The sequence below is a fragment of the Burkholderia sp. MR1-5-21 genome (assembly GCF_053427715.1).
The window spans coordinates 67,726-91,388 of sequence record NZ_JBSAXD010000016.1 but is presented as its reverse complement, the minus strand read 5'-3'; the positions used below and the strand labels follow the sequence as shown (position 1 = coordinate 91,388).

Genomic DNA, 23,663 nt, shown 5'->3' with positions numbered 1-23,663 from the left:
CATCAGCCTTCAACCCACCCGATACGCGAGACGCTCGGTCTGCACCGGATCGTTGCGGCCGTCGGTCAGCGACGCGGCGCGACGCTCGGCGATGAAGCGCTGGATGTCCGATTCCGCCCGCACCAGCGTGGACAGCACCGGCGCATTGTCCGCCGCACGCACCGGCTCGTCGCTCGCGCCATGCCGGTCGATCCACTGCCGCGCCCAGTCGAGCGCGAACTGCTGCGCTTCCTCGGCATCGGTGAAACGCGGCCCGATCAGGCCGGAGCGCTCGACGCGGCGGTCGTCCTGCGTGATCTCGGCCCATGCGCGATACATCAGGTTCTGCACGGGCTGCGCGATGCCGTGGATCGTGTAGCCGCGATACTCGTCGACCTGCGGCTCGGTTGCCGAGAAATTCGCGGTGGACGCGCGCGCCTGCCGCACGCCCGTCGCGGCCGCGGCGGCCGGCGTGCCGGGCACCGCGAACGCCTGCTGCGCGGGCATGTCTGCGTGCATGTCCGCGTGCATGTCGGTCTGGCCGCGCGACGTCACGGCCAGCGCCGCATCGTCGCGATGCCAAACGTTTGCCTGCGTGACCGGCAATTGCCACGATTCAGGGTTTTGCCAGAACACGCCGCGCAGGCGGTCGTTTTCCGGCGCCGGGTCCGCATGGCGCACGGGGGCGACCGGTACGGGCGGCGGCGGAATGTACGCGAACGTACGCCCGCTGAACTGGGTCAGCACGTCGATCATCTGCAGCAGCGTGCCGTTCGCGAGCCACTCCTCGTAGCGACGGCGGCACGTGGGCCCGGACGGATAGCGGCCAGGCAGCTTGGACCATGCCTCTCCGGTCGTCAGGATCCACAGCACAGCGTTGGCGACGACGCGCGGTTCCGCGCGTGGTCGACCACGACGATTCAGCCGAATCGGTTCATCGGCGATCAGCGTTGAAAGACGAACCCACTCTTCATCGTTTAGCTCATCGAAGAACATAGTAGATCTCTCCACGCAGCCAGGCCGGGCTGCGATTGGCGGCGCCGTCGCGAACGAGTCGCGGGGCGGTCAGGTTGCACATTATGGTTATCCGGTAGTGCATGCGGTCGCGACACGCACAAAGGCAGTGCCGACATTCCCGGCAATGATGCACAAATCCGGTCTCACTCCAATGTGGGAATTTTTGTGCACGAAGCATACCATCACTAGGGTTTATCTCAATATGACAATGACTTTATGTTACGTAATGAAACATCATGCCATGGATGCGCAATACATTTACGCTTGAATTTTTTTACGTGAACTTTATGCGCCGGGCTGCAAAGCCCCGTCTGACGGGGCTTTGCGGGGTGCCCTCCCGCTCCGCGCAGTCTGCCCGACAAGGTGTTCCGACCCTCATCAGTAAAAATCTCCGGATCGTCGCGCGAAAATCGGTAAATCAGGGGAAAATTCGTAACGAAATATATTTCGATCGGTAATTCGTTCGAATTGCTTTCATTAGACTTTTCCCCATGCGCAATCTCTTTATTGTTTCTCACCAGGCAATGACAGGCATGTGACGGCGCGCGTGCCGTTACGGATCTGCAAACGATTCGCGCGATCGCTGCATGTCTCCATAACGATCGCGCACACACTGACGTGCGCGAGGTGCGAACGGGCATGCAATGATCAGGCAGCCGGCGTTCGGGCGAACATGCGGCCGCGCGTTTTTGAAGGTCGGTTGATCCTGATCAATCGTCGTCGATTCGCGCAGTTCGTCACGCACGCGCGCGGTCCGTCGCCCGGTATCCGGGCCGACATTCCATCGTCCTGCAGAAGAAAAAAATCGCGGGGGCGGCGGCAGCTTGCGCCGCGGTCAGCGCAGGTCGCCGGCGAGCGACGCGGCGACGCCGGCGTCGATACGCTGCGGCGGCACCGTATAGCCCGGATGATCGCAGCCGATCGACAGCGCCGCGCCCTGCTTCAGCGCCGCACGCATCGGCGCGCCCAGTTCGAACCGGACGAAATGCACGGCGGAGGTCTTCGCGTCCGTCTCGCGATCGAGGTCCTCGTCCGCGATCGCATAGACAGGCTCATGGCCGTCGACCTGCAGGTACACGCGATCCTCGACGCCGATCAGCCGCGCGAGCGCCGCGCGACGCTCGGCCTCGTGCTCGTATTCGATCTGCATCGTCGCCTTCAGGTTGGTGCCGTCAGGCACCAGCGGCAGGTACGCTTCCAGCTCGCCAGCGATGCCCGCTTCTTCGAAGATCTTTTCGATGTGCAGCATTTCGTGGATCTGGTAGCGGATCGTCGTCTCGTCCTCGAACAGGAAGCGCAGGTGGTTGCCGAGCTGCACCGCGCGCCGCCGCTTGTGCTCGATGAGCCGCGCGTGTTCGGATTGGCGGATCTTCGCGTACGCTTCGAGCGTCAGCAGGGAATCACGGGTGAGGGTCATGGAAGGTCCTTCGTCGGTGTGGCGATGCGGATCAGATGCCGTATGCGCGGCGCAGCAGCGTGAGCGGATGCGCGAGCGGCGGCTCGCCGAGCCCGGCCTCGCCGATGCCCTGCACGATGTGATGGCCCGCGAGCGCGCAGTCCGACGACACGAAGTCCGGCTTCGGCTCCGCCATCGACTTGAACACCGGCCCGCCGATGCGCATCGCGTCCGCGTGGAATTCCTTCTTCACGCCGAACGTGCCCGCGTGGCCCGAGCAGCGCTCGACGACGTTCACGTGCGTGTCGGGAACCAGCGACAGCACGTCGGCAGTCTTGCGGCCGATGTTCTGCACGCGCGCGTGACACGGCACGTGATACGACACGGTGCCGAGGCCGGTCTTGAAGTCGGTCTTCAGGAGGCCGTCGCGATGCCGCGCGACCACGTATTCGAACGGATCCCAGAATGCATCGGCGACCGCGCGCACCGCGTCATCGCCCGGGAACATCAGCGGTAGCTCGCTCTTGTACATCAGCACGCAGCTCGGAATCGCGCCGATCAGCGCGTAGCCTTCGCGCGCGTAGCGCTCGAGCACCGGAATGTTCTTGTCCTTCTTCGCGGCGACGCCCGCGAGGTTGCCCTGCTCGAGCAGCGGCATCCCGCAGCACGCCTCGCTCGACACGAGCTCGTACGGAATGTCGTTGTGCGCGAGGATCGCGAGCAGGTCGTGGCCGATTCCGGGCTCGTTGAAGTTCACGTAGCAGGTCGCGTAGATCGCGACCTTGCCGGGCGTGCGCTCGCCGTCGCGCACCGGATGCCCGTCCGAGCGCAACGCCGCGCTCCGGAACTTGCGGGGCGCGAATTCGGGCAGCCACGCATCGCGGTCGACGCCGAGCGCCGCCTCGAGCGCGTGGCGCGCGGGCGGCGTGCGGTTCACCGCGTTCACCGTCTGCGTGACGATCGGAATGCCCGCGAAATGGCCGAGCGCGTCGGTGTTCGACAGCACCTTGTCGCGCAGCTTCACGTCGCCGCGCTTGTAGCGCGCCGCCTTGCCGCGCAGCATCAGGTGCGGGAAATCGACGTTCCACACATGCGGCGGCACGTACGGGCATTTCGTCATATAACAGAGGTCGCACAGATAGCACTGGTCGACGACCTTGCCGAACGATTCCTTCGGCACTTCCTCGATGTCGCCCATCGGCGTCTCGTCGACGAGGTCGAACAGCGTCGGAAACGCGCCGCACAGCGACACGCAGCGCCGGCATCCCGCGCAGATGTCGAACACGCGGGTCATCTCGGCATCGATCGCGGCCTGGTCGTAGAACGCGTCGGACTGCCAGTCGAGCGGATGCCGGGTCGGTGCTTCGAGACTGCCTTCCTTGTGGGGCATGAGACGCTCCAGCGTGATGCGAATGCGCACGCACCCGCCCGCCGCGCCCGCGTGTCGCATCGCGCGAACGGCGGGCGGGTGTGAACGGCGAACGGCGGGCGGCTAACGGTGAACCGCGGGCGAACGGCGGGCGGACCGCCCGCGCGCCGCGGCGGGCGGATGCCGGCCGCGCGGGTCAGTCGACGAGTGCGTCGAGCGCCTTCGTATAGCGGTTCGCGTGGCTGCGCTCGGCCTTCGCGAGCGTCTCGAACCAGTTCGCGATTTCGTCGAAGCCTTCTTCGCGAGCGGTCTTCGCCATGCCCGGATACATGTCGGTGTATTCGTGCGTCTCGCCGGCGATCGCCGATTCCAGGTTCTGCCGCGAGTTGCCGAACGGCAAACCCGTCGCCGGATCGCCGACCGCTTCGAGATACTCGAGATGGCCGTGCGCGTGACCGGTTTCGCCTTCGGCGGTCGAGCGGAACAGCGCGGCGACGTCGTTCTGCCCTTCGACGTCGGCCTTCGACGCGAAATACAGATAGCGGCGGTTCGCCTGCGATTCGCCCGCGAACGCATACTTCAGGTTCTCTTCGGTTTTGCTGCCTTTGAGCTGAGCCATCTGCGCCTCCGTACAGGCCGGGGCGACCGAGCGCCGAGCCGGCCGTGGATATGTGGGGAACGATGCACGCGGTGCGCCATCGTGCTCTTTAATCTAGGCGTTGGCGCACGCATCCCCCAATAGGCATTTTCAATCCGGGCGATAGCCGGACGGCCGACGCGCTCACGCGTCGGCCGCGCGCTTCAGCAGCAGCTCGCGCTCCCGCGCGTTGTGGGTCAGCGCGGCGGCGCGGCGGAACTCGGCCTTTGCCTCGTCGGCGCGGCCGAGCTTAGCGAGCAGGTCGCCGCGCACGCTCGGCAGCCAGTGATAGTGCGCGAGCGCCGGATCATCGCGCAGCGCATCGACGAGTTCGAGCCCCGCGGCCGGCCCGAACGCCATCCCCACCGCGACCGCGCGGTTCAGCTCGACGACGGGCGACGGCGCGACTTCGGCGAGCGCGTCGTACAGCGCGACGATCTGCGCCCAGTCGGTCTCGGACGCCTGCCGCGCCTGCGCATGACAGGCCGCCAGCGCCGCCTGCAGCGCATACGGTCCGCGCACGCCGCCGAGCTTCGCCGCGCGATCGAGCGCGGCAAGGCCGCGCCGGATCAGCAGGGGATCCCAGCGGCTGCGGTCCTGGTCGAGCAGCAGCACCGGGCGGCCCTGCGCGTCGGTGCGCGCATGCATCCGCGACACCTGCAGCTCCATCAGCGCGACGAGCCCGTGCACCTCGCTGTCGTCCGGCGCGAGCCCCGCGAGCACGCGGCCGAGCCGCAGCGCTTCGTCGCACAGCGCCGGACGCGTCCAGTCGTTGCCGGCGGTCGCCGCATAGCCTTCGTTGAAGATCAGGTAAATCACTTCGAGCACCGACGCGAGGCGCGCCGGCCGCGCGTCGGCGGCCGGCACCTCGAACGGCACGTGCGCCGCCGCGAGCGTGCGCTTCGCGCGTACGATCCGCTGCGCGATCGTCGGCTCGGGCGTGAGGAACGCGCGCGCGATCTCGCCCGTCGTCAGCCCGCCGAGCAGCCGCAGCGTCAGCGCGACGCGCGCGTCCTTCGACAGCACCGGATGGCAAGCGGTAAAGATCAGCCGCAGCAGGTCGTCGCCGATGTCGTCGTCACGCGCATCGGCGAGCGCGTCCGCGATGTCGGGCACGACGTGCGCTTCCAGCGCGTCGAGCTCATGACCGAGCTGGTCGCGCTTCGCCGCGTGCAGCGACTCCTGGCGCACCCGGTCGAGCGCGCGCCGCTTCACGGCCGTCATCAGCCACGCAGCGGGATTGTCCGGCACGCCGTCGACCGGCCAGTGCTCGAGCGCCGCGACGAGCGTGTCCTGCGCGAGCTCCTCCGCGACGCCCACGTCGCGCACCACCCGCGCGGCCCGCGCGATGATCTTCGGCGCCTCGATCCGCCAGACGGCCTCGATCGCACGATGCGTGGCCGCCTGCGTCACGACGCCGGCCCCTGCGCGGCCGCGTCCTGCGCCATGTACGTCAGTTCCCACACATGGCCGTCCGGATCAGCGAACGCATGGCCATACATCCCCGGATATTCCTGCGGTGCGCGCGGCGCCGTGCCGCCCGCCGCACGCGCGTTCGCGACCACTGCATCGACTTCGCCGCGGCTCTCGCACGACAGGCATGGCAGCACCTGCACATGGGTCGCCGGATCGACGATGGTCTTGTCGGTGAAGGTCTGGAAGAACGGCCTGACGAGCAGCATCGCGAAAATCGCGTCGCTGATCCGGATGCAGGCGGCCTGGTCGTTCGTGTACGCGGGCACCGGCGCGAAGCCGAGCGCCGCGTAGAAAGCCTGCGCGCGCGGCAGGTCGGCCACCGGCAGGTTGATGAAAATCTGCTTGTGCATGTGTTGCTCTCCCGGCGGATTCGCGTTCAGACGGCGTTGCCGCGGCCGATCTGCAGTTCGCGGAACCGCTCGACCGCTTCGCTCGGCGTGAGATCGTCCAGCTCCATCAGCTGGCGCACCTCGATCTCGCAGTCCATCTCCGCGCCGAACGGCGCCGGGAAACGGCGCGACCATTCGAGCGCCTCGTCGCGCGAGCGCACCTGGATCAGCGTATAGCCGGCGATCAGTTCCTTGGTCTCGGCAAACGGGCCGTCGATCACCGTGCCCTTGCCGCGCACATAGCGCACGCGCCAGCCCTTCGCGCTCGGCATCAGGCCCGTCGCGTCGAGCAGCACGCCGGCCTTCGCCAGTTCCTCGTGATAGGTCGTCATCACCTCGACCAGCCGGTTGTCCGGCGGTGCGCCGGCTTCGCTGACGTCATTCGCCCGCACCATGATCATGAATCGCATCGTTCGCTCCTGGTTTCAGTTGTGTGTGACGCCGGCCCGGCGGCGCCCTATCCGAACGACGCGCGAGCGATCGGCAGATCGACGCGCGTGACGATAAATCAGGGTAAATACCTAAATTCGACGATCAAAGGAAGCACGGGCCGACCGCGCGCACCTCGACCGTGCACCACTGCGCGGCCGGGCACTGACGCGCGATCTCGATCGCTTCCGCGGGCGTGTCGACATCGACGAGAAAGAAGCCGCCGACCATCTCCTTCGCCTCCGCGAACGGCCCGTCGATGACGCGCGCCTCGCCGTCGCGCACCTGCACGCGCGTCGCGCGATCCGTCCGTTCGAGCGACTCGACCGCGCGCAGCACGCCGCGCGCCTTCAGGCCCTCCGCGAAGTCCTGCATCCGCGCGTAGAGCGATTGCCCTTCGGCCAGCGTGCGTTCGGCGCGCTGGTCGGTCGGTTCGACAATCAACAGCATGTAAGCCATGAATCTCTCCTCGGAATGGTGCGGCGGTCCGGCCGTCGGTGATCGATGCGCGGATCGCCTGTCGGTGCCGGCGTTGCGTTGGGGCGCGCGCTTGCGGATCCTGGTTCGCGCCTCGCGCCTCGCGCCTCGCGCCTCGCGCCTCGCGCCTCGCGCCTCGCGCCTCGCGCCTCGCGCCTCGCGCCTCGCGGCAAATGATCCGCTATTTTGAGCCGGTGGTGGATGACGGTCCATGCGATCGCGCATCGCGGCGACGCAGCAGGTACGCCGTCACGCCCGCCCACGCGACGCCCGCGATCGATCCGGCCACGTGACCCGCTGGCGCGACCGGCCCGCCGAGCCACGCCGCTTCCGCAAGCGGCGCACCGTGCAGACATTGCCAGCCGACCCGCACGGCGAGCGCGACAAGCGCGCCGGCCGCCATCCATGCCGGCATCCGGCGGCCCGCAACCACGATCAGCGCATGCGCGGCCGCGCCATGGACGACACCCGACAGGCCCGCATAACGCGCCACCTGCGGCACGCCGAACCACAGCAGCGCGCCCGTGCCGCACGCGAGCGCGAAGATCGTGCGCAGTCCGCCTGCGACGCGTCCGGCCAGCCATGCGCATGCGGCGAGACACGCGGCGTTGAGCGACGCGTGCGCCCAGCCGAGATGCACGAAATGGCCGGTTGCCACGCGCCAAACCTGCCCGGACGAGATCGCCGCGCGGTCGTAGACGAGCAACCCTGCAATCGCTGGCGGCAGGCACTGCAGACCCATCACGGCCGCGCAGACGGCAAGCCAGCCGACATCGAGCCGCATGCCTATGCAATGCCGCGACACCGCGCAGGAAAGCGATGGCGATACCGACGCCGATGCCGATGCCGATGCCGATGCCGATGCCGATGCCGATGCCGATGCCGATGCCGATGCCGATGGACAGATATCAGTCACTTCGTCGAGTTCTCGCGGAAACGGTCCTGCGCACGAGCGCAGTCAAACAGACGTAGCGCAAGCCTCGACACATTGCGCGGCCGTTGCACACCAGCATGTTGCGGCATCCCGCGACAAACCGCGGCATCCCTGGCCGATCGGCACTGGCCGAACGGCCATTTCGGCCAATTCATTACATTTTGCTGTCAGCATGCCTCATCAACATTTCGGATTTCCCCAACGGACCGCCCCATGCGTCGCTCGCTTTCATCGTTCGCCCTCGCCCTGTCGTTGGCCATTTCGGCCCCCTTTACCTTCGCCGCGTTGCCGGTCAGCGCCGCATGCGGCGGCGCGGCGACGCTGATCGCCGATATCCGGGGCCACGGCGGCCCGTCGCCGCTGGCCGGACAGACGACGTCGATCGAAGCCATCGTCACCGCTGATTTCGGCGGCGCCGACGGTTTCGGCGGATTCTTCGTCCAGCAGGCCGACGCGCAGCGCCGCCACCGGCCGGGCGTGTCGGAAGGCCTGTTCGTCTACGCGCCGAAAGCGCGCGCCACGGCCGGCGATCTCGTTCACGTGACCGGCAAGGTCGAGGAGAAATATGGCCAGACGCAGCTCACGCTGTCGGGCGGCATCGCGGTCTGCGCACACGGGCAGACGGTCACGCCGGCCACGCTCACGCTGCCCGTCGCGTCCGCGTCGGCATTCGCCGCGTACGGGGGCATGCTGGTGCGGCTGCCGCAGACGCTGACGGTCAGCGACACCTACGAACTCGGCCGCTACGGCAGCGTCGTGCTCAGCAATGGCCGGCTGCGCACGCCGACGCATCTCGTCGCGCCGGCACAGGCCGCCGCGCAGGCGGACGCGAACGCGCGCAACCGGATCGTCCTCGACGACGGCTCGAACAAGCAGAATCCCGCGGCAGTGCGCTATCCGCCGCCCGCGCTGAGCGCCGCGAACACGCTGCGCGCGGGCTATACGGTGCGCGGCGTCGAGGGCGTGCTCGACATGCGCTACAACACGTGGCGGCTGCAGCCGGTGCCGGGCGCGCCCGCGCCCGCATTCGACGCGGCCGCGAATCCGCGCAGCGATGCGCCGGCGCGTCACGCCGATGCCGACCTCCGGGTTGCATCGTTCAACGTGGAGAACTACTTCAACGGCGACGGCCGCGGCGGCGGCTTCGACGATCCCGGCAACCGCGGCGCGAAGACGCCGGCCGCGTTCGCGCGGCAGGAGGCAAAGATCGTCGCGACGCTGCGCGCGATGCGCGCCGACGTGATCGGACTGATGGAAATCGCGAACAACGGCTATGGCGACACGAGCGCGGTGCGGCGTCTCGCGGCGCAGCTCGGCGACCACTGGCGTGTGGTCGATCCGGACACGGCCCGCCTCGGCGGCGACGCGATCGCGGTCGCGATGCTGTACGACAGCCGCACGGTCGAGCCGACCGGCCACGCGGCGACGCTCGCGATCGACAACCTGAACCGCCAGCCGCTCGCGCAGACGTTCCGTCGCATTGGCGGCACCCGCGCGGTCACGATCGCGGTCAATCACCTGAAATCGAAGCGGTGCATGTACGCGACCGGCACGGATCTCGACCAGTCAGACGGCCAGGGCTGCTGGAACGCGACGCGCACGCGCGCGGCCGAGCGCATCGCCGACTGGCTCGCGGGCACGCCGACCGGCGCGGCAGCCGACGGCGTGCTGCTGATCGGCGACCTGAACAGTTATGCGAAGGAGGACCCGATCCGCGCGCTCGAGACGCGCGGCTTCGTGAATCTCACCGCACGCTTTCTCGGTAACGATGCGTACAGCTACGTATTCGGCGGCGAAGCGGGCTATATCGATCACGCGCTCGCAACGCCGACGCTCGCCGCACGCGTGAAGGCCGTGCATGACTGGCACACCAACGCCGACGAGCCGGTCGCGCTGCAATACACGCTGGATTACAAGACACCCGAGCAGCAATCGAGCTACTACGCACCGGATTCGTACCGTGCGTCCGACCACGATCCGGTGATGATCGATCTCGCGCTCGCCGATCGCGACACGTCGACGGCCCCGGACAGCAACATGACCGGCGGCACGGGCGCAGGTTCTACGGGCGCAGGCGGCACCGATGCATGGCTGCTGCTTGCGCTCGTGACCGTCGCCGCCTGCGTCGCCGTGACGCGCATACGAGGCCGCACCTGAACAGGCGCGGGCACGCTGCTGCGGACCGGCTCGCGTCTTGTCGCGCCTGCCGCACGGCGGCACGCCGTCGGGAGGCGGGAAAAGCGGAGATAAAGGGAATAGAGAAAATTACCGGCGCACCTTTCAGTTCGCGTCATTTTTACCCGGCCGGCAGCGTCGCGCGGCACGCCACCCCAATCACCTGCGCTCTGCCTGCCCGCGCGACGAAAAAAATTCTTCCCCCGCTGTGTCAGGCCCGGCGGGGCGTTCCGCGCTTTGCGCCGACGATTCGAACGATTATCTCGAAACTCCCCCGCTTTGGAGGAATCACACAAATTGCAGTGATTCTTCTTATCTTCGATTTGCTTGGTTCAAAGGAGGATGATCACCATGGCGCTCACCGACTCGATCGAACACAAGCTGGACCGCGGACTGTCGGACATCCGTCGCACCGGTCGCCGCGTGGGACGCAGCACGCGCGCTGCCGCGCGCGACCTGCATGCGGACGTGAAGGACGATCTGCGCGAGCTCGTCGACGAGCTCGAAGATCTGCTGAAAAACGATGGCGACGGCGACATCGCCGCGTTGCGCAAGCGTGTGCAGTCGCGTCTCGACGAGGCGCGCAGCACGCTCGATACCGCGTCGCATTCCGCGGCCGCCCGGCTGCGCGATTCCGCCGAGCGCGTGTCGCAGGTCGTGCACGACAACCCGTGGCAGACCGCGGGCGTCGTCGCCGGCCTCGCGTTCGTGGCGGGCCTGCTCCTCGCCCGCCGTTGATCCGGCCCGGCACGCGTGCCGCCCCCCAACCCGCAACGAAGGAGAACAAGCATGCGAAAGACTCTCGTGATGAAAGCCGCAGCGGCCGTCGTGCTCGGCAGCCTCGCCCTCGCCGGCTGCACTACCACGCCCGACAAGAATCCGCCCCCCGCCGCGAACGCGTCGAAACGCGAATCGATCAACGCGAGCGTGAACGCGACGCTGTCGCGCCTCTATTCGACGGTGCCCGGTTCGCGTGAGCTCGTCTCGAAGTCGCGCGGCGTGCTGGTGTTCCCGGACGTGATCCAGGCCGGCTTCATCGTCGGCGGCCAGACGGGCAACGGCGCGCTGCGCGTCGGTGGCGCGACGGTCGGCTACTACAACACGTCGTCGCTGTCGGTCGGCCTGCAGGCCGGCGCGCAGTCGAAGGCGATCGTGTTCCTGTTCATGACGCAGGATGCGCTCGACACGTTCCGCCGATCGGATGGCTGGTCGGCGGGCGCCGACGCGTCGGTCGCGGTCGTCAAGGTCGGCGCGAACGGCGCAGTCGACACGACCACGGCCACCGCGCCGGTCGAAGTGCTGGTGCTGACCAACGCCGGCCTGATGGGCGACCTGTCGGTGAACGGCACGAAGGTCTCGAAACTCGACATCTGACGACGCGATGCGATGCGGTTCGGCACCGCATCCGCCCTGCGGCAGCGCCGCGGCTTCGGCCGCGGCGTTTTCGTCTGTGCATGGCGGCCGCACCTATGACAGCGACGCCTTTGCGGGCATACTCCGGTTCGGGCCGTCCCGGACGCGCGCCGGGCCTTCAGATTTCACCTTCACGCGAATGCCATCATGGATAGCGGAAACGACCACCAAAAATTCTTTCACTTCCTGCTGATCGTCGTCACCATCGGACTCTGCTGGATCCTCGCGCCATTCTTCGGCGCGGTGTTCTGGGGGACCATCCTGGCGATCCTGTTCCAGCCCGTGCAGCGCTGGCTGGCGGCCCGTTTCGGCAAGCGGCGCAATCTCGCCGCACTCCTGACGATGACGCTGATCATCCTGATCGTGATCCTGCCGCTCGTGTTCGTCGCCGCGACGCTCGTGCAGGAAATCGCGTTCGTCTACCAGGAGATCAAGAGCGCGCAGCCGAATTACTCGCAATACTTCCACGACATCATCCACGCGCTGCCGACGTCGATCCAGAATCTGCTGCAGAAATACGGGCTGACCAACATCCCCGGCATCCAGAAGAAGCTGACCGACGGCGCCGCGCAGATCAGCCAGTTCGCCGCGGCCCAGGCGCTCAGCATCGGCCAGAACACGTTCCAGTTCATCGTCAGCTTCGGCGTGATGCTGTACATGGTGTTCTTCCTGCTGCGCGACGGCGGCGAGATCGGCCGCCGCGTGCGCCGCGCGCTGCCGCTCGACGACGAGCACAAGGCCCTGCTGCTGTCGAAGTTCACGACGGTCGTGCGCGCGACCGTGAAGGGCAACATCGCGGTTGCGCTCGTGCAGGGCGCGCTCGGCGGGCTGATCTTCTGGATTCTCGGGATCGAGGGGGTCGTGCTGTGGGGCTCGCTGATGGCGTTCCTGTCGCTGCTGCCCGCGATCGGCGCGAGCCTCGTGTGGGTGCCGGCCGCGCTTTACTTCCTGATGATCGACGAGATCTGGAAATGCGCGATCCTCGTCGCGTTCTGCGTCGGCGTGATCGGCCTCGTCGACAACCTGCTGCGCCCGATCCTCGTCGGCAAGGACACGAAGATGCCCGACTGGGTCGTGCTGATCTCGACGCTCGGCGGGATGGCGCTGTTCGGCATCAACGGCTTCGTGATCGGGCCGCTCGTCGCCGCGCTGTTCATGGCGAGCTGGGACATCTTCGCGCGCGCCGAACAGGGCGAGTGACGGGCGGGCCGCGCTGCCGGCCCCCGCACCTATTGCGCGCGCGCCGCCCGCCCCCGCTTACGCGTTCGGATCGACCCGCAGCACGAGCTTGCCGCGATGATCGCCGTCGAACAGGCGATTCAACACGTCGGGCGCGTTCTCGAGCCCGTCCGCGACGGTTTCCTCGGCCTTCAGCCGGCCGTCACGCAACCAGCCCGCGAGCGTCTGCACGGCTTCGCGGCTGTTGCGATAGTCGAGGATCAGGAAGCCGCGCATCGTCAGCCGCTTCGAAATCAGCACGCTGACGTCGTCGGCCGCGCGTCCGCTGTTGTAGTTCGCGATCGTGCCGCACAGCGCGACGCGCCCGCCGATCACCATCCGCGACAGCACCGCGCGCATCACGTCGCCGCCGACGTTCTCGAAGTTCACGTGCACGCCATCCGGCGTCGCGACCTTCAGTTGCTGACGAAAATCGTCGGCCTTGTAGTCGACCGCCGCGTCGAAGCCGAGCGTGTCCGTCAGGTAGCGGCACTTGTCCGCGCCACCGGCGATCCCGACCACGCGCGTGCCGTGGATCTTGCCGATCTGTCCGGCGATCGATCCGACCGAGCCGGCCGCGGCTGACACGACGAGCGTCTCGCCCGGCTGCACCGGCGCGATCTCGGTCAGGCCGTAATACGCGGTCAGCCCGCTCATCCCGCACGCGCCGAGCAGCGTCGGCAACGGCAGGCCCGACTGCGCGGGCAGCTTCACGAGCTGCGCGGCCGCGCCGGCCGGCACGACCGCGTAGTCCTGCCAGCCGACGAGCCCCTGCACGAGATCGCCTTCCGCGAATGCGGCGGAACGCGACGCGACGACGCGCCCGATCCCGAGCGCGCGCATCACTTCGCCGATCGCGACGGGCGGCAGGTACTGCGGGATATCGCTCATCCACACGCGATTGGTCGGGTCCATCGACAGGTACAGCACGCGCACGAGCACTTCGCCGTCCGCGAGCGCCGGCACCGGCGTCTCGACGAGAGAGAAGTGTTCGCGGCCGACGCGCCCTTCCGGACGCGTCTTCAGCAGCAGTTGGCGGTTGACGAGCGTCGACACGATGTTCTCCTCCATGGTTGTAGTAATTGGCGCGACGCACGCGCGCCCTTGCGGATCGCGCGCGTCAGACCGCGCACATGCCGCCGTCGATCACGAGCTCGGCGGCCGTCACGAAGCGGCTCTCGTCGGACGCGAGATACACGGCCGCATGCGCGACGTCGTCCGGCTCGCCGAGGCGCCGCATCGGAATGCCGCGCGCGAGCCTGCGCGTTGCGTCGCGCTCGCCGAGCTGCTTGAACAGCGGCTCGACGATGCCCGTGCGGATGAACGCCGGGTGGATCGAATTGCAGCGCACGTCGAGCTCCCGGCGCGCGCAGTCGATCGCGACCGACTTGGTCAGCGATGCGACCGCCGCCTTCGACGCGTTGTACGCGGTGAACTCGGGCTCGACCTTGAACGCGGCGACCGACGAGATATTGATGATCGACGCGGGCCGGCTCGCGCTCAGGTACGGCATCGCGTACTTGCAGCCGAGCACGATGCTCTCGACGTTGATCTCCATCACGCGCCGCCATTCCTTCAGCTCGAGCTGGTCGAGCGCGCCGATCGAGCCGACGCCCGCGTTGTTGACGAGCACCGACAGGCCGCCCATTGCGTCGTTCGCCTGCGCGAGCAGCGCCTGCCAGCGCGCGTCGTCGCGCACGTCCTGCGTCGCGGCGAACGCGACCGGCGCAGCGCGGCCGGCATTGAGCTCCTGCGCGAACGCGTCGAGCACCGCCGCGTCGACGATGTCCGTCACGAACACCCGCGCGCCCTGCTCGACCATGCGGCGCGCAATCGCGCGGCCGAGGCCGCCCGACGCGCCGGTGATGAATGCGCACTTGCCTGCAAGGCGCGAGGAAACTGCTGTCATCTGTCCCACTCCCGATCATGATTCGACACCGCGGCCGACGCCGCGTGGTTCACGAGTATATCGAGACGATCATGCCGGTCGGCATGATCGAATGACAGGCAGCGTACGCGAACGGCACCAATCGATGAAATGAATATTCCTTATGCCCGGTCATAGACTGGATTGATGACCTTGGACGCTCGGGCCGCGATCGCGGCGCACGCGGTCCGACGCACCGCGCATGCGCCGCGCGGCCGCGTCGCCGGCGATCCGGCCGGCATTGCGCGCGGATGGCAATCGCCGTCAGAACCGGTCCGGCGACGTCGCGCGCACGAACGCGCAGAGCTGCGGCGAGTGCGTATCGATCATTTGCTGGAACGGCGCGCGGTGCCCGTAGGCGATGCCCGATACGAGGAACAGGCAGATCGCGACCACGCGTGGCGAGAACGGCTTCTTTTCCACGCGATCATAGGCACGCAGGAACGTCAGCGCGACCGACGCGCCGAGCACCCAGCCCGCGACGACCTCGGGAAACGTATGCGAATGGTCGAAGACGCGTGCGATCCCCGTCACCGCACCGACGCTCAGGCCGATGAGCGCGCCGGGCCGTTTCCCGGGGCGGAAGGCTTGCCACAACATGGAGGCCGCCACGGTCCACACCGACGTCGACAGCATCGTATGGCCGCTGATCACGCGGAAATCGAACTGCGGAAGGCCGATTCCGCACCCTGCGTAGAGAATCTTGGTGGCGCCGACGACACTCATGCCTGCCGCCAGCAGTGCGATCCAGCGGATCGCAAGACGCCTGTCGAACAGCGCGAGCCACGCGGCGCAGGTGACGGCGATCGGCAATGTCAGGGCGGCATCGCCGATGTTGCTGATTTCGCTCCACATATCGAACATCACGTTACTGCTGAAAAAACGTGCAGTTTACCGCACGCGCAAGCGACGCCCCGATGTCAGCCCGTGGTCCGCCCGCTTGTCTGCAAGCTCGTCAGCCCGCGACGCCGGTGATCAGCAGCAGGTTCGTGCCCGTGATCACCGCGAACAGCGCCCACGCGGCGACCTGCATGCGCCGGCCGATCGCATGCTCGCCCATTGTCTTGCGGTCGCTGACCGAACGGATCAGCGGCCACATCGCGAACGGCAGTTGCAGGCTCAGCAGCACCTGGCTCCATACGAGCAGCTGGCCGACCGCGCGGTCGCCGAGCCACAGCACGCCGATCAGCGCGGGAACGAGCGCGAGCCCGCGCGTGATCAGCCGGCGCTGGTAGCACGGGATCTTCATGTGCAGGAAGCCGTCCATGATCACCTGGCCGGCGATCGTGCCCGTCAGCGTGGAGCTCTGCCCGGACGCGAGCAGCGCGATGCCGAACAGCAGCGCGGCCGCCCCGCCGACGAGCGGCGTGATCAGCCGGTACGCCTGCTCGATGTCGGTGACGTTGGTCTGGCCGGTCGCATGGAACGCGGCGCCCGCGACGATCAGGATCGCCGCATTGACGAGCATCGCGACGAACAGCGACACGCAGGTGTCGACGCGCACGAGCGCGAGCGTGTCGCGGATCGTCCCGCGCGCACCGCCGACGACGCGCCGCGTCTGCACGACCGACGAGTGCAGGTACAGGTTGTGCGGCATGATCGTCGCGCCGACGATGCCGAGCGCAAGCACGATCGCGTCCTTGCGGTCGTGGCCGGGGTCGCCCGGCACGAGGCCCTTGAACACCGCGTGCCAGTCGGGCGGCATCATCGCGACCTGTGCGACGAAGCAGACCGCCATCGTGCCGATCAGCCCGAGCACGATCGCCTCGATCTGCCGAAAGCCCTTGCCCTGCAGGCCGAGCACGATCATGGTGTCGAGCGCGGTCAGCACGATCCCCCAGGCGATCGGCACGCCGAGCAGCAGCTTGAACGCGAGCGCGCAGCCGAGCACTTCGGCGATGTCGCACGCGACGATCGACACCTCGGCGGTGATCCACTGGAACACGCGCCCGACCGGGCCATAGCGGTCGTAGCTCGCTTGCGCGAGGTCCTTTCCGGCGACGAGGCCGAGGCGCGCGGCGAGCATCTGCAGGAAGATCGCCGCAAGGCTCGAGAATGCGACGACCCACAGCAGCGAATAGCCGAACTGCGAGCCTGCCTGGATGTCGGTGGCCCAGTTGCCGGGATCCATGTAGCCGATCGCGACGAGCAGGCCGGGGCCGAAGAAGCGTTTCAGCTTCGCCCAGCGGGACGCGCCCGCGTCGATCGTGATGCTGCCTTTGACTTCGGAAGGACAGAACGGCGCGGTGGCGGTGGTCGGAAGGAAGGACATGGAAGCCGGATGTCGGGTCGCGATACGGCCATTCTACGGGCAGCCGCGACTGCGTTCCGCGCGGGCGGCCCGACGGCTGCCGCGACGCGCATCCCGGCGGACCACGCCGGCGAGATCCCGGTGCGCGGAGGTCAGCGTCCGCCCGACGCCATGCTGCACGGCCATTCGGCGTCCGGCATGCCGGCCGAATCGCTGCCGGCCGTCGCGAGCCGTTCCCGCTCGGTCGTGCGGTATTCGGTCGGCGACATCGCCAGACGCTGCCGGAAGAGTTTCGCGAGGCGCTCGCCGCTGCCGAGCCCCGTGCGCCGGGCGACCTTGTCGGCGGGCAGGCTCGTATGGATCAGCATGTGGCACGCGCGCTCGAGGCGCACGTTCAGCACGAATTCCGTCGGCGTCACGCCGATTTCCTTCTTGAAGCGCCGGAGAAAATTGCGTTCGCTCATCGCGACCGATTGCGCGGTACTCGCGATCGAGATCCGGTTGATGCTCTGTGCGCGCAGCTGCTGCACCGACGTGCGAATCGCCGGGCTCGCGCTCAGTTCGCGGATCGCCCACATCGACTGCGCGTAGCGCTCGTCGACCGGCCGCGATACGTTGTGGCAGATGTCCTGCGCGACGCCCTCGCCGAGGTCGCTGCCGAACATGTCCAGGACCGCCGCAAACACGTCGTCGCCCGGCTGCCCGGACGTCGCCGGCGCCGACACGAGGCTCGACGAGCCGGCCGCCGGTTTCGCCGCAACGATTTCGGAGAGCTTCATCGCATCGGCGATCCAGCGGACATTCGCGCGGATGTCGGCGAACCGGCGCTGCAGCGCATCACTCCAGGTGACGACCGCGCGATCGCCGTGAAGATGAAAGAACGCGTGCGCGCGCCGGCCATGCGTGTCGTCGAGCGCGCTGGTGGCGATCTTTACGCCCGACGAAGACTGGAGCAGTCCGCCGGCCGCAGATACGAATTCGAGCTGATAAGCGGTGCCGAGCGCCTGCAAGCGGTTGGCGAGATTAAAGGCTTCTCCGAGACGGGCAGCCTGAGCCAGTGAAAATCCCGCGCTCAAAAAAATGACGACCAACCGTTGATCTTCTGCGTCCACTTGCAAAGCCCCCCGACTCTCTCAGTCTTCTATTTATCACTCTCAAACCATCCGCGCCTCTAATTTTTATTAATCCATGTACTTAACCGGATGGTGATTCTAAAGATTCTAAAGCGTCGCATCATAGTCGAACCTGCGATCCGGCAGGCAATATTGTCAGCCGCCGGCTGGGTTATGGCGGATTATTACAGGATATCCGCCGATGCCGGCTTTCCGGCGGCAAGTCGTGTGAAAGACGATTAATCCGCGGCGCCGCCGATAACGCGCATCGCCGCACTCCGCATCGAGCCGGGCGATTCCTGCATTTGCCGGACTGTGGGCCGCGTGCAATCCGCGTTGATCGACACGCGTATCGATCCGATATTCCATATATAAAAAAATTGACCCGATTTAAATCATACTATTTTTTTCAATCACCTTTCATCAAACCGCAAACGTTTTCGTATCGACAGAATCGAAAATTTCGGTCGAACGATATCGAAATCAAAAGCGGCGTCACCTTTGGCGGCCCCGCGGCGGCCGGTCGACGCGCATCCTTTAGAATCGGTCACCGCCCCACCGATTCCACGCTGCCCGTGCCTGCCGACCACCGCCTCGACCTGAACCTGTTCCGCGTGCTCGATGCCGTCTACATGCATGGCGGCATCAGCGCCGCCGCCCGCGCGTTGCACCTCACGCAGCCTGCCGTCACGCATGCGCTCAACCGGCTGCGCGCGCATTTCGACGATCCGCTGTTCATCCGCAAGGGCAACCGCGTCGTGCCGACCGAGCGCACCCGCTCGGTGATCGCGGAGGTCCAGCGCCATCTGAAGGGGCTGCAAGGCGCCGCGCGCGCGCAGACGGCCTTCGATCCGGCAACGCTCGACCTCGACGTCGTCGTGGGTTTCCGCGACGTGCTCGAGTCGATCGCGCTGCCGCAGCTCGTCGCCGCGTTCGCGCAGGAATCGCCGGGCCTGCGGGTCGCGAGCCGGCACGTGCCGGTCCACGACATCGAGCGCGAGCTCGCGTCGGGCAACCTCGATCTCGTCATCGAGCGCCGCCTGCCGACCGGCCCGCATATCGCGAGCGAATACCTGCTCGACGAAACGCTCGTCGTCGCGATGCGGCGCGACCATCCGCTCGCGAGCGCGCCGCTGCGGCGCAACGACTATTTCGACGCGCGGCACATTGCGGTGTCGTCGCTCGGCGAACCCCAGTCGCTCGACGTGCTGCTCGGCAACGACGGCCGCTTCCGCCACATCCAGATCGTCTGCCAGCATTACTTCGCGGCCTGCCAGATCGCGGCGGCGGGCGACCTGCTGCTCACGCTGCCGCACTCGTACGCGCTGCGGATGACGGCGCTGCTGCCGATCGTCGTCCGGCCGCTGCCGCTGCGGCTGAAGCCGTTCCCGATCCTCGCGTACTGGCACGAATCGCGCGAGGCGGACCGCGCGCATCAATGGTTTCGCGAGCGCGTCGCCGCCCTCGTGCGCAACATTGCCGGCGCCGGCGCCGCGCTGCCTGCACTCGAGCGCACGCCGCCCGGGTGAAGCGGTATGCTGGCGGATCCGATGGCCGCGCGAAGCGGTCCCGTCCGTCATCTTTCACCGGAGATCCGCGATGTCGCTCATTCACGCCGCTGCCGTCCTCGAAGCCGACGCGCCCGACTATGTCGTCAACCTGCACGCCGGTTCACATGCGTTGACGGGTGACGAGGGGGAGCGAGAAGGCGGCGGCAATCGCGGGCCTGCACCCTATGAGTTCGTGCTGGCGGGCCTCGCGCAATGCACGGCCGCGACGCTGCGGATGTACATGCAGCGCAAGGCATGGCCGGCCGCGCGCATCGACGTGCGCACCGAACTGCATGTCGATAGCGAAGGGCTGCAGTACGTGCGGCGCGTGGTGACGGTCGACGGTCCGCTCGACGACACGCAGCGGCAACGCCTCGCGGAAATCAGCGAGAAGACGCCCGTGACGCTCTTCATCAAGCGCGGCACGCGCATCGAGACGACGCTGCGCTGAAGCGCAAGCCCCGAAACAAAGACGGGCGGGCCGCGCATCGAACGCGGCCCGCCCGTCAGTCCGTCAGTCCGTCAGTCCGTCAGTCCGTCAGTCCGTCAGTCCGTCAGTCCGTCAGCCCGTCAGCCCGTCAGCCCGTCAGCCCGGCGCTTACAGGCCGAGCGCGGACAGGTCCAGCTTGCCGCCCTTCATCGGCGGACACCAGAAATACGCGCCCGTCAGCGGCCGCGTGAAGCGGAACAGGCCATCGACGATCCCGTCGTCCGCGCCGCTCATCCGACGCATCTGCACGTCGAACGCGCGGAACGAGTGGCCGAACGCGACGAAATACAGGCCCGCGCGGCGCGCGTCCGACCACGGCGCCGAACGGCGCAGCATGAACGCTTCGGGTTCGAAGCTCTCCTGCGCGGTGCGCTTCACGTGCGCGAATGCCGGCGCATCGTCGAGTTCCTCGTTGTCCGACTTGCGACGCCCGATGAGGTTGTCCATGTCGTCCGACGGGATGCTTTCCATCTGGTCGAAGTCGTGCAGCCACTGCTGGACCGCGACGAAGCTCGCGCCGTCGAGACCCGCGCCCTGCCCGGACACGATCGCCGCCGCAACCGCGTCGTCGCCGGTCGGGTTCTCGGTGCCGTCTTCGTAGCCGGACAGGTCGCGGTCGTTCGCGTAGCGGAACGCATCGACCGAATCCTGCATCGCGAACGCGGGCGCAAGCGCACGCTCGATCGTCCGCGCGCGCAGCGTGATCTCGCCGCGATCGTCGGAACGCAGCCACACCCACACGTCGGCCGGCGTCGCCGGCAGCGGCCGGTCCTTCACGGCGAAGGCCGGAAACTCGGTCAGGCCGGCGATCGGCCGCCCGACGCGCGCCGCGAGCGAATGGCCGAAGCCGACGACGGTATCGCGTCCGTTGACGACTTCGCGCAGCGCGACGAGCGCCGCCGCGACGTTGTCTTCGTTGGAAATCGTGAAAGTGAGGTATCGGGCCGCCGCATCGATCGGAGCCAGAATGCCTTGCTGAACGTCGCTCATCGTTTCCCCAGGAATGTGTCGTGAATCTGCGATGGCCGCTTGGGCCGGCTCGCGCCTGGCCGCCGTCCGGCCGTCGCCTGGCGCGCGCAGCCATGCAGTGTAATCGATGCGCACGCGAGCGCCGGGCGACGGCGCAGACGCGCACGGCGGCGCGTCGCTCGCGCGGCATGCCGCGCCGCGTCGGATCCCGCATCGCATCATCGGAAATCGGGTCCGAATCCCTGATTTAAAATGTATCGGCACGGCAACGCGTCATTCGTCAGACATTGCAGTCGGCCGTATTCTGTTGATAAAATCTCTTCACGTCTTTTCGACGCCTTTTCATCTTTTCAACCATTCACTTCAGGGAGGTGCAGATGATGTCTCGAATGCAATCCGCCTTCCCGAACGTGGTCTCACGGCGCAGCTGATCCAGCCAGCCGTCCGCGTCGGCGCCTGACGGCCCGCGCATCTTCCCGACAGCCCGTTCCGCTCGATTCGCGTCCCATGCGCGGGTCCGGCTGTTGCGTTTTCGACGTTCTCTGAACCGGAAAGTCCCGTCGCGCGATGCGCCGGGCAACGACATATGATCAGAAAAACTACCGACCTGGGCGGCCATGCGTTCAAGGCCGTTTTCGGCTTCACCTTCTATTACTGGCGAAAGCAGCCGGTGCGGATCCTCGCCGTCGCCGCGTGCGCGCTGCTCGTCGCGCTGGCCGACGTGCTCACGCCGCTGTTCGCCGGCCGCCTCGTCGACGCGCTGTCGACCGGGCTCACCGACAAGGCGGCCGCCTGGCATGCGGCATTGTCGGCATTCGGCACGCTCGTCGCGCTCGGCATCGGCGCGACGCTGCTGCGGCAAGGCGTCTACCTGAACATCATCGCGCTCACGCTGAAGATGATGGGCGACATCGCCGCGGCGTCGTTCCACCGCGTGCAGCGCTTCTCGACCGACTGGCACGCGAACAGCTTCGCCGGCTCGACGGTGCGCAAGATCACGCGCGGGATCTGGGCGATCGACCTGCTGAACGACACGCTGCTGATCGCGCTGCTGCCGTCGCTGGCGATGCTCACGGGCGCCACCCTGCTGCTCGGCTGGCACTGGCCGATGATGGGGCTCGTCATCGGCGTCGGCTCGCTGCTGTACATCACCGTGACGGCCTCGATGTCGCTCGGCTTCGTCGCACCCGCCGCGCGGCTTGGCAACATGTGGGACACGCGGATGGGCGGCGCCCTCGCCGACGCGGTGAGCTGCAACACGGTCGTCAAGGCGTTCGGCGCCGAGGGTCGCGAGGAAGCACGGCTGTCGCGCGTGATCGGCAAGTGGCAGAAGCGCACGCGGCGCTCGTGGATGCGCGGCACGTTCAACGGCGGCCTGCAGGGCGCGATGCTGGTCGCGATCCAGGCCGCGATGATCGGCGTCGCGCTCGACCAGTGGCTGAACGACAGGGCAAGCATCGGCGACATCGCGTTCGCGCTGACGATGTTCTTCATGCTGCAGGGCTACCTGCGCGACATCGGCTTGCACATCCGCAACCTGCAGCGGTCGGTCAACGACATGGAGGAGCTCGTCGAGCTCAAGCGCCAGCCGCTCGGCATCGACGACCAGCCGGGCGCGCAGCCGATCCGCATCACGCAGGGCGAGATCCGCTTCGAGCATGTGACGTTCCGCTACGGCAACCATCCGGTGGCGCTGTACGACGACTTCTCGATGTGCATCGCGCCGGGCGAGCGGATCGGCCTCGTCGGGCATTCGGGGTCCGGCAAGACGACGTTCGTCAAGCTGATCCAGCGCCTGTACGACGTGGGGGGCGGCCGCATCACGATCGACGGCCAGGACATCGCGCAGGTGCGGCAGGACTCGCTGCGCAGCCAGATCGCGATCGTCCAGCAGGAGCCGGTGCTGTTCCACCGCACGCTCGCGGAGAACATCGCGTATGCGCGCCCGGGCGCAAGCCGCGCCGATATCGAACGTGCGGCACGGCTCGCGAGCGCACACGATTTCATCGCGGCGCTGCCGGACGGCTACGACACGCTCGTCGGCGAGCGCGGGGTCAAGCTGTCGGGCGGCGAGCGGCAGCGCGTGGCGATCGCGCGCGCGTTCCTCGCGGACGCGCCCGTCCTGATCCTCGACGAAGCGACGTCGAGCCTCGACAGCGAGAGCGAAGTGCTGATCCAGCAGGCGATGGAACGGCTGATGGAAGGCCGCACGACGCTCGTCATCGCGCACCGGCTGTCGACCGTGCGTGCGCTCGACCGGCTGCTCGTGCTCGATCGCGGCAAGGTGATCGAGGAAGGCAGCCACGATGCGCTGATCCGGATCGACGGCGGCGTGTACCGCCGGCTGTTCGAGCGGCAGGCGCTGGAGCTCGCAAAGGGGCTCGCTGATCAGCCGGCCCGCGACGCATTCGACGGCGCGACGCCGCTCGGGGAGCCCGCGGAGGCTTGACGGACG

Annotated in this window: 24 protein-coding genes; 8 read left to right on the top strand and 16 right to left on the bottom strand. The window is 67.5% G+C overall.

Translation table 11 applies throughout. The features are described from left to right. Positions 1–9 precede the first annotated feature (9 nt). The 10 genes from ACV229_RS22000 to rrtA form a co-directional block, all read right to left on the bottom strand. On the bottom strand, positions 10–975 hold the full coding sequence (locus ACV229_RS22000) for a DUF6566 family protein (RefSeq protein WP_448085217.1): 966 nt from the start codon (positions 973–975) through the stop codon (positions 10–12). A 574-nt stretch (positions 976–1,549) separates the two neighbouring features. Next, positions 1,550–1,741 (bottom strand): hypothetical protein, encoded by a 192-nt coding sequence (locus tag ACV229_RS21995; RefSeq protein WP_448085216.1) that lies wholly within the window; start codon positions 1,739–1,741, stop codon positions 1,550–1,552. A gap of 90 nt (positions 1,742–1,831) precedes the next feature. Continuing rightward, positions 1,832–2,413, bottom strand: a complete 582-nt coding sequence (locus ACV229_RS21990) for a DUF3501 family protein (protein WP_448085215.1) — start codon at positions 2,411–2,413, stop codon at positions 1,832–1,834. Positions 2,414–2,444: 31 nt separating this feature from the next. Then, the gene (locus tag ACV229_RS21985) at positions 2,445–3,782 is read right to left on the bottom strand and encodes a heterodisulfide reductase-related iron-sulfur binding cluster (protein WP_448085214.1); all 1,338 of its coding nucleotides are present in this window, start codon (positions 3,780–3,782) and stop codon (positions 2,445–2,447) included. A gap of 175 nt (positions 3,783–3,957) precedes the next feature. After that, a complete protein-coding gene (locus tag ACV229_RS21980) occupies positions 3,958–4,380 on the bottom strand; it encodes a rubrerythrin family protein (RefSeq protein ID WP_448078624.1) in 423 nt (140 codons plus the stop codon). 162 nt (positions 4,381–4,542) lie between these two features. Beyond that, entirely contained in the window at positions 4,543–5,811 is a 1,269-nt protein-coding gene (locus ACV229_RS21975; RefSeq protein WP_448085213.1) for an RNA polymerase sigma factor, read from the bottom strand. After that, positions 5,808–6,224: a VOC family protein gene (locus ACV229_RS21970; RefSeq protein ID WP_448085212.1), complete on the bottom strand. Its 417-nt coding sequence runs from the start codon at positions 6,222–6,224 to the stop codon at positions 5,808–5,810. Before ACV229_RS21970 ends, ACV229_RS21975 begins: the two co-directional genes overlap by 4 nt. Positions 6,225–6,250: 26 nt before the next feature. Beyond that, the gene (locus tag ACV229_RS21965; RefSeq protein WP_448085211.1) at positions 6,251–6,673 is read right to left on the bottom strand and encodes a YciI family protein; all 423 of its coding nucleotides are present in this window, start codon (positions 6,671–6,673) and stop codon (positions 6,251–6,253) included. A gap of 124 nt (positions 6,674–6,797) precedes the next feature. Beyond that, the gene (locus ACV229_RS21960; protein ID WP_448085210.1) at positions 6,798–7,151 is read right to left on the bottom strand and encodes a YciI family protein; all 354 of its coding nucleotides are present in this window, start codon (positions 7,149–7,151) and stop codon (positions 6,798–6,800) included. A 199-nt stretch (positions 7,152–7,350) separates the two neighbouring features. Next, on the bottom strand, positions 7,351–7,953 hold the full coding sequence (gene rrtA / locus ACV229_RS21955) for a rhombosortase (RefSeq protein WP_448085209.1): 603 nt from the start codon (positions 7,951–7,953) through the stop codon (positions 7,351–7,353). A 363-nt stretch (positions 7,954–8,316) separates the two neighbouring features. Here rrtA and ACV229_RS21950 point away from each other — a divergent pair, with 363 nt between their 5' ends. The 4 genes from ACV229_RS21950 to ACV229_RS21935 all read left to right on the top strand — a co-directional run bounded on the left by ACV229_RS21950 (position 8,317) and on the right by ACV229_RS21935 (position 12,891). Next, entirely contained in the window at positions 8,317–10,260 is a 1,944-nt protein-coding gene (locus ACV229_RS21950) for an ExeM/NucH family extracellular endonuclease (RefSeq protein ID WP_448085208.1), read from the top strand. A 369-nt stretch (positions 10,261–10,629) separates the two neighbouring features. Continuing rightward, the gene (locus tag ACV229_RS21945) at positions 10,630–11,016 is read left to right on the top strand and encodes a DUF883 family protein (protein WP_448085207.1); all 387 of its coding nucleotides are present in this window, start codon (positions 10,630–10,632) and stop codon (positions 11,014–11,016) included. A 51-nt stretch (positions 11,017–11,067) separates the two neighbouring features. Further along, complete coding sequence (locus ACV229_RS21940; protein WP_448085206.1) at positions 11,068–11,652, top strand: BPSL1445 family SYLF domain-containing lipoprotein; 585 nt, start codon at positions 11,068–11,070, stop codon at positions 11,650–11,652. Positions 11,653–11,838: 186 nt separating this feature from the next. Next, a complete protein-coding gene (locus tag ACV229_RS21935; RefSeq protein WP_448085205.1) occupies positions 11,839–12,891 on the top strand; it encodes an AI-2E family transporter in 1,053 nt (350 codons plus the stop codon). A 57-nt stretch (positions 12,892–12,948) separates the two neighbouring features. On the opposite strand, the gene ACV229_RS21930 is transcribed toward ACV229_RS21935, so the two are convergent. From ACV229_RS21930 to ACV229_RS21910, 5 genes are all read right to left on the bottom strand, one after another. Then, positions 12,949–13,965, bottom strand: coding sequence for an NADP-dependent oxidoreductase (locus ACV229_RS21930; protein WP_448085204.1), 1,017 nt, complete (start codon positions 13,963–13,965; stop codon positions 12,949–12,951). Between the two features lie 64 nt (positions 13,966–14,029). Continuing rightward, positions 14,030–14,818: an SDR family oxidoreductase gene (locus tag ACV229_RS21925; protein ID WP_448085203.1), complete on the bottom strand. Its 789-nt coding sequence runs from the start codon at positions 14,816–14,818 to the stop codon at positions 14,030–14,032. Between the two features lie 282 nt (positions 14,819–15,100). After that, positions 15,101–15,691: a phosphatase PAP2 family protein gene (locus ACV229_RS21920; protein ID WP_448085296.1), complete on the bottom strand. Its 591-nt coding sequence runs from the start codon at positions 15,689–15,691 to the stop codon at positions 15,101–15,103. Positions 15,692–15,791: 100 nt separating this feature from the next. After that, the gene (locus ACV229_RS21915; protein WP_448085202.1) at positions 15,792–17,108 is read right to left on the bottom strand and encodes an Nramp family divalent metal transporter; all 1,317 of its coding nucleotides are present in this window, start codon (positions 17,106–17,108) and stop codon (positions 15,792–15,794) included. Between the two features lie 131 nt (positions 17,109–17,239). Continuing rightward, entirely contained in the window at positions 17,240–18,178 is a 939-nt protein-coding gene (locus ACV229_RS21910; RefSeq protein ID WP_448085201.1) for a helix-turn-helix domain-containing protein, read from the bottom strand. 596 nt (positions 18,179–18,774) lie between these two features. On the opposite strand from ACV229_RS21910, the gene ACV229_RS21905 reads away from it, so the two are divergent. Beyond that, complete coding sequence (locus ACV229_RS21905; protein ID WP_448085200.1) at positions 18,775–19,728, top strand: LysR family transcriptional regulator; 954 nt, start codon at positions 18,775–18,777, stop codon at positions 19,726–19,728. Between the two features lie 70 nt (positions 19,729–19,798). Further along, positions 19,799–20,200, top strand: a complete 402-nt coding sequence (locus tag ACV229_RS21900; RefSeq protein WP_448085199.1) for an OsmC family protein — start codon at positions 19,799–19,801, stop codon at positions 20,198–20,200. 147 nt (positions 20,201–20,347) lie between these two features. Here the strand turns inward: ACV229_RS21900 and ACV229_RS21895 are convergent, their stop codons facing one another. Continuing rightward, entirely contained in the window at positions 20,348–21,229 is an 882-nt protein-coding gene (locus tag ACV229_RS21895; RefSeq protein WP_448085198.1) for a Dyp-type peroxidase, read from the bottom strand. Positions 21,230–21,335: 106 nt separating this feature from the next. Here ACV229_RS21895 and ACV229_RS21890 point away from each other — a divergent pair, with 106 nt between their 5' ends. Continuing rightward, a complete protein-coding gene (locus ACV229_RS21890; protein ID WP_448085197.1) occupies positions 21,336–21,668 on the top strand; it encodes a hypothetical protein in 333 nt (110 codons plus the stop codon). Between the two features lie 126 nt (positions 21,669–21,794). Next, positions 21,795–23,657, top strand: coding sequence for an ABC transporter ATP-binding protein (locus ACV229_RS21885; RefSeq protein WP_448085196.1), 1,863 nt, complete (start codon positions 21,795–21,797; stop codon positions 23,655–23,657). Positions 23,658–23,663 lie beyond the last annotated feature (6 nt).